Below are 13,189 nucleotides of genomic sequence, written 5' to 3'. Positions count from 1 at the left end.
TATTCGGAAACCCGAATACTTAAGCTTGATTACTCAACTGGTAAACAGACAGGATCCGGATAATCGTTTCCTTTTAAATCAATTGTGATATTTTCGATAATTATCTCAACTTGAGGTTCTTGAGATCCCTCTGCTTGTAAATTGGCAATATAGTCTAAGACATTAAAACCTGAGACAACCCCGCCAAAGGCTGCGTATTTTCCGTCCAAACTCGCTGTACTTTGATTGGTTTGATGCGCAATAAAAAATTGACTAGAGGCACTGTTAGGATCATTGGTTCTTGCCATACTGAGTACCCCCCGAGTATGATTCAATGGGTTATCAAAATCATTGGTATCAAACTCACCTCGTATTTTACACTCAGCGTTTTCAATCCGGCCACCCTGAATGACAAAGCCTGTCACTACCCGATGAAATTGATTATTTTCATAGGCATTATTTTGAATATATTGAACGAAATTATAAACTGTATTCGGAGCAACTTCTTCAAATAGTTGTAATTCAATCTGGCCAATATCTTTGACGGTAATGGTCACGACTGGATTGGTAAAATTAATATATTCATAATACCCTAAATTATCTAAATAGACGTTACCTGCCTCGGGGACATTGTGCACAAATGGTTCCTCCTCTTCGTTGTTGCATGCGGTAAGTGTAAAAACACTTAGTGTTAGTAAAACTGTTAGTAATAGTTTTTTCATGTGAACTCCTTATAATAATGTATCTAGATTTAGTTTTTTGCTATAGTCTTCTTGTTCTAATTGTTTTAACGTTTTTATTAAGTCTTCATTGACTTCTTTGTTCGTTGTTTCAGTAAACCCACCTGAATGATTTGATAACACGACGTTATCTAGGTCATAAATAGGATAGGTGCTTGGCAATTGTGCTTCTTTTCCTTTAGGGTATTGATACCACACATCAGAAGCATAGCCATGTAAGGTGCCTGTTTTTAAGGCTTGATATAAAGACTCTTCTTCACAAATAGCGCCGCGCGCAACATTAATTAAAAATTTGTTGTTCATCCGTGCGAATTTATTTTGATCAAAGATCCCCTCAGTCGTTTTATTTAATGGTGTTGAGATAAAAATAACATCGCTTACCTGAATTAAGTTCGTTAAGTTTTTAACAAGTAATAGATTGTCTTCATAGTCATGACCCCGATCAATGGTGGCAAAATCACAGTCAAAACCTTGTAACATATGATGAATCCGTTTACCGATTCTGCCATACCCAAATAGACCGACTGTTTTACCCTGAATACTGGTCCAAGGTTGTCTTTTTTGTGTATTACGTTCAGCCCAGTTACCGGTCTGAAGTAATGTATGATAATGCACAACTCTTCCTAACAAGGCAAACATTAAGGCAATCGCTTTCTCAGCCACATACCGTGATCTAGTGGGCGTAATAAATAACATGAGATCGTGTTTTCTCATCGCATCTAGATCAATGCCGTTATGGCCTGTATAAGGAATGATAACACCTTTTAAATCAGGGTGATAATCATGTTGATCAAAGTGGCCATCAATGATAAAGTGTGCATCCTTTAAGTCGTCTACAAATGTGATCCTCGGTAAGTCATATTGCTTTAATGCCTCTTCCATCTTTTTATGTTTTGTATAAACGTTCACTGTGCACCTCCTATTAGCCTAAAAAATCACTTAATCTTATTATACAATAGATTCATACTTTTACAAGCAATTTTCCAGTAGCAAAAGCGTGAATAATTTGGTAAACTATACATAAGGAGGTCATTATGGAAGACATTAGAAATGGCATTGAATTTACATTTGTCAGGGAAACAAAACCCCCAAAAGAACTACATGAATTACTCATCGAAAATGAAACAATTGAAGCCTGTTACAAAACATTGCGTGACTTTGCGATTGTGACAAATTACCGCTTTATCCTTGGTGATAAACAAGGGATTACAGGAAAGAAAATGGAATTATATACGATTCCATTCAAATCAATTGTAATGTATTCTAGCGAGAATGCTCGTGGTGTATTTGACTTAGGTGAAATGCAAATTTGGACACGTCTTGGGATGTTGAAACTGAATCTGAAAAAAGGCGTAAATGTACGCGAACTTGATAAAATCATCTCAACGCATGTGTTATAGTCTCTCTTCTATCATCAAGAAGTGTTGATGATAGATACAGTATTATACAAAAAATCAATCATTTATTGATTGGTTTTTTTATTGTTTATTGTCCCAAAAATGATTTAAGTAATCAATGATGATATCATTATGTGGTATCGTTTTAATATGCGCCCAATGTTTCGGGAATAACGATGTGTAAGTATGGTGTAAATACCGATCATCAAATAAAATTGCTATCCCTTGATCATCGTCTTGTCGAATCACGCGACCAACAGCTTGAATCACTTTATTCATGCCTGGGTACGTATAGGCATAATGGAACCCATTATTATGATGATGATCAAAATAACTTCTTAACAACTCATTTTCTTTATTAAACATTGGTAAGGCGACCCCTACAATTAAAACACCATGTAATAAATCGCCAACATAATCGATTCCTTCAGAGAAACTGCCACCAAGAACAAAGAAGCCTATTGTTGAAGTGTCTTGATCTGATTGAAAGGTTTCTAAAAGGGACTTTCTTTCGCTATAGCGCATATTTCTCTCTTGAACCACGACATGATAGCCAGACGTATCAAATTGTGTTAAGACCTTATTCATATAGGCATAAGACGGAAAAAAGGCAATATAGTTTCCTTGTTTTGCTTCTAACATGGCATAAATCGTATCAATAATCTTACTGATACTTAAATCTCTATCGCGATAACGGGTAGAGGTAGATCCTTCAATAAAGAGCCCAAGTCGTTTCGGGTCAAATGGTGATGGAATTTGAATCGTTTTGCCTTCTCCATTTGTAATTAATGTAACGTAATAATCAATCGGTTCTAACGTAGCGCTAAAAAAGATGGCCCCATCGGTTTGGTATTCGATAATTTCGGTGATGAAATCAGCCGCATTAAAACAGCGTTCTGTGATAGTAATCTCTTCATTAAAATAGTGCATAAATAAGCGATAATGTTCATTATAAAATTCAGCAATACGCCTATATTGCACTAACTCAAAATAGACATCTAAGACATCTTTACGCGCTTCAAATCGCTTATGTTCTACTAATATTTTATCGAGTTGAACAATTAAAAAATCTATTTTTTCGATTAAATCTAGAATATTTTCTTCTTGATAATAAAACGGATTCTTAGCTAACTCATGTGTCTCTTTCAATGCGTTCAAACGCCCTAATACTGCATTTAACGCGGCGTGTATCGGCCCCTTAAAGCGGGTGATCGATGCTTTTAGCGTCTTTAAGGAGGATTCTTGTAATACCGCTGAATACATATTACGGCTGCGATCAATCATATTATGGGCTTCATCGATTAAGAGTTTTGGAGTATAATAACTTTCTTCAAAATACCGAATTAAGTGTACGCGTGGATCAAAGGCATAGTTATAATCACAAATAACAATATCTGAATAATTAGAAATAGATAAACTAAATTCATGAGGACAAATGTTATGATACTCTCCATATTGTTTGATTAAACGTTGGTCATAGACATCATCATGGACAAATATATCTTCTAGGGCATCTTTTTCACGTTCAAAATAGCCTTTTGCATAAGGACAAATATCGGGGTCACAATCGACTTTATCCATTAAGCACATTGCTTCTTTAGAATGCAAGACAACACTTTTGGTGATTAAGCCATGTTGTTTGAGTAAATTAACGGTATCAATCACAATGTGTTTGCCTTGATTTTTCGCTGTGAGATAAAAGATTTTATCGGTCTCTTTATCCATTGTTTTTAAACTCGAAAAAAGCGCTGCGACTGTTTTGCCAATCCCTGTTGGGGCAATAGAGTAAAGAATATCCTTTTGCATTAAAGTTTGGTAAATTGCGCCCATAAAGGTATACTGTCCTTCTCTGTAATCTGGGAAAGGAAAGGTCAGTCCCTCAATTGAGGCTTGACGCTGTTCATGATGTGCTTCATAAATATCTAACCACGTTGTATATTCTAAAATGGTATTGTCAAAGAAGCGTTTGAGCTGCGTTTGATTATACCGTTTTTTAATGATTTTAGTTGCTTTAGATTGTGTATGGATATAGGTTAAATAAACTGTAATCGATTTTTGCGATAACGTTTGTAAATATAGATAGGCATATATTTTTGCTTGCGCCAAGTGCTCTGGTCTACTTGTTTCATCTAAGAGTTCTAAGGCAACCTGGGTACTTTTGATTTCTTCTATGATAATCTGATGATCACGTAAAAGCACACCATCAATACGACCTGATAGTGTGATTTCATAATCATCTTGGGTAACAGTCTCTTTGACAAACACTTCTTTTTGATCTTCTTCAAGATACTGTTCTTGTAAGAAGGTATGTAATTCAGTGCCTTGCTTAGCCCGAGCATTACTTTTAAACTCATTGGTTAAATCGCCACCCCGGTGAATAAAGGTGACGAGATCTTTAACGCTGACTTTGAGTGATTTCATACGTCACCTCTTTGTCAATTAATGTTGGTGATTATTTTTGTTTTCGTGTAAGACTTGATCTAAAATAATGACTAAAAATAAATAGGCTTCTTGGTTCTCTGTTGCTTGGATATCTATTTCATAGCTATCGCCAAAGCTAAAGACTTTTTTGCTCACACTTGCGAGCATCCCTTGTGGGCCTTCAATCGTAAAACTATGGGCAAAGAAACTGCCTTGCATATCGAGTTCTTGATCATATAATGAGACATTAAATTTAGGTCGTAAACTAAAGCGTTGTCTGACCTTACCAATTTTCGAACCTGCGACATCAAATAAAAAATACGTTGGGCGCAAGCTAAAAATCTTTTTCTCACTATACAGTAAATTATTCCCACTAGCATCCTTTAATGTTAACTTGTTTTTTAGAGAGAAAAATTGTCCTTCAACGGTATACACTGTGTTTTCATTTTCATCAAAGACATTGAAATTGTCTTTGAGTGAAAAGACTTTTTGTTTAATATAAAATTTCATAAGTCGCTCCTTTCAGAAAGCAAATGTTTAAGTTCTTTAACAAATGGATTATCCTTAGATAATTGATGTTTCGCCCATTTACTTAAGACATGTTTAATCACATCCTCTTTTTCATCAATATGTTTGAAAAATTGTTGTTTAGTGTCTGGTAGCGCTTCAAAATAGACATCGAAATGTGTCTTCAAGAAATCAAGATCGACATACATTTCAATCACATCACGTTTGAGTGAGCTTGCGGTTAAAGTGTCCCCATCGGTCACAACAATCGATTGAAATCCTTCTTTATCAAGTTGTTCTTTTACATATTGTATATTACCAAATCCACCACATGGCAAGACCGTATACGCATCGTCTAAGTCAAGTAATTCTAAGGCTTTTTCAAACCAACTTACATCATATTTACCTTCGACTAAGATATAGGCTTTTTCAGAATGGCTTACCCGTTTTTGCATCGCCTTAAAGTCTTTTTCTTTATCCCCTGTGAGAAGTTGTGCGATATAGGCATCACTGGCTTGGATGACCGTTTCACTGTCTGTCGCAAAGATGGTTTGGAACATATAGTTTTTAAGGGTATCTAGCTGATTAACTGAAAAGGTATCTTCGTAATTATCAATCCCGATAATGGTTTTATCATGGGTCACATTCGCAATACATTTGGCAATCTGAACCGCATCAAACTCGGGTGGACGTTTAATGTCCATTTGATAGATGGTATGATATGTAAAAAACGGATAATCCGTATTCCCTGGCACGCCATCAATATAATCCGCGACTTTAAAGATTTTACGTTGGATATCTTTATTCAGTTGGCTAGTCATATTGACCGTTAAGATATCATTTAGTAATCTAGCAATATGAATATGTTTAGGGATATATAAAAAGGCATAATCATTGATATCATATAAGTCACCAATACACTGTTTATAGTCTAAATCAAAATACGGTGGACTATACGCTTTCCGGTACCGTTTACCTGCGACTTGTAATTCAATAATCACAGGTGAAGTGCGATCAATAATGAAATCATGGCGCATCCTATGATTAAAAAAGAGATCGAGTGCTTCTAAGACCGTTGTCTTTCCAGAGTTGTTGGTTCCAACAAGTAATGTATGTTTTTCAAGCGGTATATTCTCTTTTTTAAATGCTTTATAGTTTTTAATATAAATGTGTTCAACCATGCGTATCACCTAAGCCTATTATAGCACATTTGCCAATCTTTTGATATAAAAAAATGCACACCTAAGGGTGTGCATCTTGTGATTAAAAATCGTATTTACTTAAGATTTCAGCAGGTGTTCTTCGTAATAAGTTACTGACAGGAATTAAGCCACTTAAGGTGTTGACTAAGTAGATTAAAAGAATCCCGGCTAAAATGCTTAGTGGTGAAATATAAATTAAGCTCATATAGTCTTCACTCAAGATTTGAATCCGGTAAAGAATAAAGGTCATCCCGAGATACCCTATCAGTGATGTGATGGTCGTAATCACGGCTATTTCTGTGACAAATATCTTGCGAATATCTCCTTTAGAAACCCCTAATGCACGGTAAACACTCATTTCATAAATTCGTGACATTAAGCTTGAACGGATAATAAAGTAGTAACTAATCGCACTTGCTGATAACACAACGATCGTAAAAATAATCGTGGCGAGTGAGTCATCCCAGCGTCTGGCACGGTATCGCTCTAATTCTATTTCATAAGTAGAGGTTGCCTCAATTCCTAGGTCTTGTAATCGGTCGATTGTCTCATCAACATTATTTGAATGGAGGTAGACAGTTGAATAAGCATTGTTGTGTCCATCAATGAAGATGGTTTCTGTGAGACTCGCTTTTGATGCTATCGCAATCACAGACACATCACCTGAGAATTCGCCTGCGATTGTATAGTCTTCACTGCCTATACTGAACGTATCGCCAATCGTTGGATTCAGTTTTTCTGTCAAGTAAACACTATTTTTCGTTAACTCATTCCCTGTAACTGTGATTTCATCTTTAAACATCTCATAGGTTCCGACATTTTTGTTTGATAGGAGCACGGTATCTTCTTTCATATAAATGACTGGGTTATCATCATCGATGATCCCAACAAGGGTCATAAGATAACTGCTATTCCCTTGATTAAGCCGAAACTGTAAATTCATTAAGTCGTTCAGTTCTGTAATTCCTAAGTAATTCAGTTGCGAGCCGTTAATTAAATTATTCGCTACTGAGGCGTTCATCACAAACTCATCATACGTTTCAACCGTGCGCCCTTTGATGATTTTGTCTTGATCTAAATAGTCACTGTATACAACTTGAGCGTTAACGCCTTGTGTGAGATCTCTTCCTTGATACAGTTGTGGTAAGAGAATTTCCATTTGGATGTTGAGTGGTCCCATAATATAGTTCACATCATCCCCATTGGCAATCTCTTGGATATCTTCATAGGTATTATCGCCAATTGGGAATGTGACTGTTTCGACAGGATGTGATACGAAATCGGTTGGCTCTACTCTAAAGATGCCACTTAACATTCCCACCGCAAGTGCAATCAAGACTGCGCCTAAGGCAAACCCTACATAGAACAACTTACCAATACGGCTGGTATCTTTTAACCGTTTAAAAGCCATTTTTATACTGTCTTTAAATGAAATAACACTATGTTTAACGGTATCTTCTTTTGGTGTTATAATACTTTCTAAATCAAAGGCATCTTCATCAAACATATTCGTTTCATCTGCCATGAAATGTTCGTTAAAGATACGCACTTCACTGTCTTTATCAATTAGGTTTAGTTTGTCATAGATTTGACTTGAGACATCAATATAAAGGGTTTCGTTCTTTGCGATTAACCGGACTTTAAGCGTATCTTCTAGTGTTTCGTCGGTATAGGTTGTCACCGTTAAGTTATCATTACTGAGATGATGGGTTTGATGTAAGTCTTTTAAATAGATATCGGTGTCATGCTTGATCGCGTGAGCACCGGTTGCGCGATGAGTATCGTCACTCACTATTTGTCCATCTTTTAAGCGAATAATACGATCCGCATACTGACTTGCAAGTGCTTCTTCATGGGTAACTAACACCACCAATTTATTAAATGAAATACTTTTAATAATATTCATGATGTCTTGGGTGTTTTTACTATCTAAGTTTCCTGTTGGTTCATCGGCAATAATTACGCTTGGATTTTTAGCGAGGGCACGCGCGATTGCCACCCGTTGTTGCTGGCCGCCTGACAGTTGTGATGCTTTACGTTTTCGGTAGTTAATCATCCCCATCGAGTTGAGAATATAATCAATCCGTTTATCGATTTCATCAGTATCGTAAATCCCAATCATATTTAGTGTTAACGCAATATTATCGTATACTGTTAAATTTTTTAACAAATTGTAGTTTTGAAAAATATAGCCAACTTCGCGATTGCGGATAATATCCCATGTCGTTGTCTTATATTTTTCGATGGTGGTATCGCCAAATTGAATACTGCCAGTTTGAACTTTATCTAATCCACCTAAAACATTTAAGAGTGTTGTTTTACCGCTCCCACTTGGACCGACTAACATGACAAGCCCTTTGTTTGGTAATGTTATATCAACATCGTTTATAACATGGATTTCGTTCTGTTTATTTTTATTGTAATATTTGTGTAAATGATTTAATTTTATCATGATGATCCCTCTATTCCTGTTTCAATGATGTAATAACAGATCGACTAAAGATTTTCTTATTAAATCGATTCCCTAGTAGCCAAGCGAGTAGTAACAATATAAAGCCAATCGCAACGTAGGTTGTCCATGTAAAATAGCCTAAGTAATTTGGTATAAATGTGTTGATATATTGATTGATAATAAAGAACCCTAACGTAATAATAAAGGCAACAACCATTGTAATCATCAATTCATAAATGGTCACCCGGTTTAATGCTTTTTTACTCGCACCGATACTTCTGAAGACTAAATAGTCTTTTTTCTTTGCATTTTGAACATTTCTTAAGACAATATAGCTAATAAAGTAGATGACTAACATCAACAGTGCCATTAAAAAGCCAAAATAAATTGTCTGGATTAACTGGATCACTTGGCCATACATGTCTGTGACATCGGCTGGATAAATCGTATTGAATCCATCATCTTCTAATGCCGTCATAACAATACTCGCATCATACCCATTGTCTACAATGACACTAATTTGATAGTAATCATCTGGAACAATTTGATCAAATAAGTTGTCACTTAAATATATAATATTAGATTCTTTATTGACGTCCGCACCAGCTTGAAGGGTAATGTCAATTGTATTGTCTTCAAAACTTGATTCTGTTACTAACTGAAACGCGATGTTATCTAACCAACTTGGTGTTGCTTCAACATCATACCCAAATTGATCAGCAAACATGTTTATAAACTCTTGATGCACTAACAATGTATTGTCTGGTAAACTATCATCCACTTGGTAATTACCCCATAGTTGGGTATTACTTTCCTGATCAGCTGTGGTGTTAGTTGCTTGGATACTGAGTTCTATATATTGCTTGCCAAAAGTATTACTGACATACGCGTGTTTGATAATATCATCATCTTGTAAAAAGCTATTATGGAAGTAAAGATTTTCTTGCCATCTTCGTGACCGTTGATTTGTCATACCAACAATTGTAAACGTGTCCGTTTCTGGCATTTGTCTTTCTACTTCACCAGTGTCTTCATTATAGGTTTCATACATATATCGATACGCAATATCAATCGTATCTCCAACCATATACTCTGTTGATTCACTGATGACTATTTCATTATAGTTATTCGGTAGTCTACCGTCTGCTAGGTCACTAATAGAAAGAGCTGTCGCAGGGTTTACATAAAATTCTCGCGTTTCAACCCAATCTTGATTGGCATGTTGGTTGAATGAGAATACTTGCATATCTAATAGTACATCATGATTGACAACATCTCGAACCCGTTTCAACGCATGAATCTCATTTATTTCATTCGCACTAAACATAGACGCATCAAATTTGGTGACAATGATTCTATTTTCACTGATATTGTTAAAATAACCCCCACCATAATAGTTTGTCGTTTGCGTGGTGTTCTGAACAAAAGACCCAAAACTAAACATAAAGATGAGGGCAATAAATAACCCCACAACTAAGGTAAATGTGGTACGTTTTGGTGTTCTTAAAAGGTTCTTGGTCGCAATCCATAAACTATTCAACCGAGTCATCTTATAATCCACTATATCTTGTGGGTCATCGACAGGATCATAGGATTTAATTTGTTTATCCTCAACAATTTCACCGTCAAACAGTCTAATTTTACGTGTCGCATAATCAGCAACTTCGTCATAATTATGCGTCACAACAATGACCAACTTGTCTTTGGATATTTCTTTTAACAACTTGATAATGGTGTCACTTGATGTTGAATCAAGATTGCCGGTTGGTTCATCTGCGACGATGATTGGACAATCCTTAGCAAGTGCTCTAGCAATAACCGCTCTTTGTTTTTGTCCACCAGATAATTTAGACGCTTTATGATGGATATGGGAAGTAAGTCCAACGCGATCGATTAATTCTTTTGCGCGATCAGAGCGTTGATCTTTATCATATCCTTGAATGGTTAAAGCAATCATAACATTTTCATACACACTATAGGAATCAATAATATTATATTCTTGAAAAACAAAGCCAATATATTGTCGCCTGTAATTTTCCCAATCAGCGACATTATAGTAACTCGTTTCTTCCTCATTAACATATAATTCCCCATCTTCATAGGTATCAAGACCACTAATGACATTCAGTAGTGTTGATTTCCCACTGCCACTTTCCCCTGTTACTGCGACGAATTCTCCCAATTCAAAATCCACAGTCACTTTTCTTAATCCCATCGCAACCGTATCGTTACTATGGTAATACTTGCTAACATTTTTCAGTTTTAACATGGTTTCACCTTCTTTAAGTAGTCAGTCTATTATACCATAGAGACCGACAAGATATAACGTCTATAAGAAATTAATTTTTATTATTGAATTTATTATTATTTCCTCTTAATAATGAAATCTTGTACAAAACAACAAAAGGCTGTATAATAAGAATAATATAAGGAGGTCTGAAAGATGAAATCAATTCCTAAATGGTTATTTAATGTAGTTATCGCAAGTATTTTACTTGTGGTAAGACTCATCGAACTGACTGTTCTAACCTCCCCAGAAAATCATTTATCATTCTTTTTTACATTACCAATGATTATGGCGAGTATTTATATTACTAAATATCGCGGAATCTATGGGATTATCGGGGGCTTATTATCTGGGACATTAATCTATTATGGATTGACTGGGGTTACATTACTCCCTGCGGTCATTTACGCCTCTTTAACAGTTATTATTTACCTTAGTCTTGGTATATTAATAAAACAAAATTTTAACAAGAAATACTTTGATCGAACAGAAAATTTATACAGTTATATTGTTTTTACAGTTGTTGCCTTCATATCTGCGTTTGTTGGGAGTGTTCTTTTAGGAACGCTTTACTTAAATTTGTATGGTAATTTATCCTTTCAAGGATATGTGATTAAACTCTTACCCGCTATGACTGTATCGATTGTATCGATTACATTACCAATATTATTAATGCATGTATATCCGATTCGATTAACGTTAAAAAGACATTTAGTCGCTGTTATATTTAGTATGTTTTATTTGGCAACCTTATTGTTATTATTTAGTACAGTTAACCATTATCTTACAGATAATTTCTTTACTGTCATCATCATCGTTTTATTTTCCATAAGCGCTTATTTATTCAACTTCAAGGTTCTAATCGCTATGAATGCAAGTTTCATATTAGTCTCACGAATGGCATTTTATGATATTGTTATTGATACTGAGATTCATTTTGATTTAATTGGTATTGATTTAATTTTATTTATTAGTTGTATTTTATTTATCATTACAAAAAAATACGTGCATACGATTCATTCACAAAAAGAACGGATTAATCAAGCCAATACAAAACTCAAAGACATGTTCACATCAACCATAGGCTTAATGCAGTTAACAGAATGGATTGATCAAGATAATTCAAAGAATAAAGTTGAATATCTTGATCAAGTATTTTCGATTGCGACAAGGCTATTTGATCGGTTTGATGCGGTATTACTTGCCCATAAATCAGGGAATGTGACACGCTTTATAGACGCAAAAGGAATCAATATCGCCATGTTTAAAGAATTTCCTGTCCTGAGCAACTTATTTAACTGGCAGACCGATGAGCCTATCGTGTATCAGAAACCTCAAGAAAACTACCGCTTTATTTATAAAGGTAACTACAAATATTTAGAAAAGTTTTTAGATAACGTTTCACTAGATATACGGATTCCTATTCGTACTGGTGAAGACCGTTTTGGGGCATTAATCTTTTTAACCTATAAAACCAGTGATTATTATGTTAACAATCAAGAGATTAAAAATATTCAATTGTTCCAACAGATGGTCAACTTAGTGTACAATGTTTCAGCGCTTAATCACCGGACAAATAGTTTAAAGGATGACATTGTTCTAAGTTTGATTAGAACCCTTGAACTCTTTGATCAGTATACTGGTAGTCATAGTGAACAGGTTGCTGATATTGCCTTACATATCGCAAAATACTTAAACTTATCACAAGAAGAACAAACAAATATTTACTGGGCAGGTATTGTTCATGATATTGGCAAAATTGGTGTTGGCTTCCAGATTGTAAATAAAAAAGACCCTTTAACAAAAGAAGAATATGAAGCGATCAAGCAACATCCTGTATTTGGATATAATATCTTGGTGAAATCAAAAGATTTAACCCCTATCGCTAACTTAGTCAAACATCATCATGAATGGTATAACGGAAATGGTTATCCCGATGGCTTAAAACAAGGCGAGATTCCTGTTGGATCACAAATTCTTTGTATTGCTGATGCGATTAGTGCAATGTCAACAAAACGACCTTATTCAAGACGTAAAACGCACGAGGAAATTATTGCCGAACTGCAACTGTACAAGGATACGCAGTTCAATCCAAAGTTAGTTGATATCGCTATTAAATGTATACAAGATGGAAACATTAAAATTATCATAGAAGATGCGCAAATATAAAACCAGAATTCAAATCATCATCGGTTTGAATTCTG

General features: G+C 35.2%; 9 protein-coding genes. 2 read left to right on the top strand and 7 right to left on the bottom strand.

Annotation, left to right across the window (positions count from 1 at the left end; genetic code table 11):
- Nucleotides 1-29 precede the first annotated feature (29 nt).
- A complete protein-coding gene (locus UMR38_06725) occupies nt 30-701 on the bottom strand; it encodes a peptidylprolyl isomerase (protein ID MEC9485553.1) in 672 nt (223 codons plus the stop codon).
- 9 nt (nt 702-710) lie between these two features.
- Entirely contained in the window at nt 711-1,628 is a 918-nt protein-coding gene (locus tag UMR38_06720; GenBank protein MEC9485552.1) for an NAD(P)-dependent oxidoreductase, read from the bottom strand.
- Nucleotides 1,629-1,753: 125 nt separating this feature from the next.
- Between UMR38_06720 and UMR38_06715 the strand changes: the two genes are divergently transcribed.
- Nucleotides 1,754-2,119 carry a PH domain-containing protein gene (locus tag UMR38_06715; GenBank protein ID MEC9485551.1) on the top strand — a complete coding sequence of 122 codons (366 nt, stop codon included), beginning with the start codon at nt 1,754-1,756 and terminating at the stop codon, nt 2,117-2,119.
- Nucleotides 2,120-2,197: 78 nt separating this feature from the next.
- Here the strand turns inward: UMR38_06715 and UMR38_06710 are convergent, their stop codons facing one another.
- The 5 genes from UMR38_06710 to UMR38_06690 form a co-directional block, all read right to left on the bottom strand.
- The gene (locus UMR38_06710; GenBank protein MEC9485550.1) at nt 2,198-4,537 is read right to left on the bottom strand and encodes a helicase C-terminal domain-containing protein; all 2,340 of its coding nucleotides are present in this window, start codon (nt 4,535-4,537) and stop codon (nt 2,198-2,200) included.
- A gap of 18 nt (nt 4,538-4,555) precedes the next feature.
- Nucleotides 4,556-5,047: an LURP-one-related family protein gene (locus UMR38_06705; GenBank protein ID MEC9485549.1), complete on the bottom strand. Its 492-nt coding sequence runs from the start codon at nt 5,045-5,047 to the stop codon at nt 4,556-4,558.
- Complete coding sequence (locus tag UMR38_06700) at nt 5,044-6,225, bottom strand: AAA family ATPase (GenBank protein ID MEC9485548.1); 1,182 nt, start codon at nt 6,223-6,225, stop codon at nt 5,044-5,046. Before UMR38_06700 ends, UMR38_06705 begins: the two co-directional genes overlap by 4 nt.
- A gap of 82 nt (nt 6,226-6,307) precedes the next feature.
- The gene (locus UMR38_06695; GenBank protein ID MEC9485547.1) at nt 6,308-8,698 is read right to left on the bottom strand and encodes an ABC transporter ATP-binding protein/permease; all 2,391 of its coding nucleotides are present in this window, start codon (nt 8,696-8,698) and stop codon (nt 6,308-6,310) included.
- Between the two features lie 10 nt (nt 8,699-8,708).
- Entirely contained in the window at nt 8,709-10,967 is a 2,259-nt protein-coding gene (locus tag UMR38_06690; protein ID MEC9485546.1) for an ABC transporter ATP-binding protein/permease, read from the bottom strand.
- 174 nt (nt 10,968-11,141) lie between these two features.
- Here UMR38_06690 and UMR38_06685 point away from each other — a divergent pair, with 174 nt between their 5' ends.
- Complete coding sequence (locus UMR38_06685; GenBank protein ID MEC9485545.1) at nt 11,142-13,154, top strand: HD domain-containing phosphohydrolase; 2,013 nt, start codon at nt 11,142-11,144, stop codon at nt 13,152-13,154.
- The last annotated feature ends 35 nt before the right edge of the window (nt 13,155-13,189 follow it).

Origin of the sequence: Candidatus Izemoplasma sp. (genome assembly GCA_036172455.1) — a bacterium.
In the GTDB taxonomy this organism is placed as follows: domain Bacteria; phylum Bacillota_I; class Bacilli_A; order Izemoplasmatales; family Izemoplasmataceae; genus JAIPGF01.
Note: the sequence above shows the minus strand (reverse complement) of the source record. Positions and strands in the feature narration are given on the sequence as shown.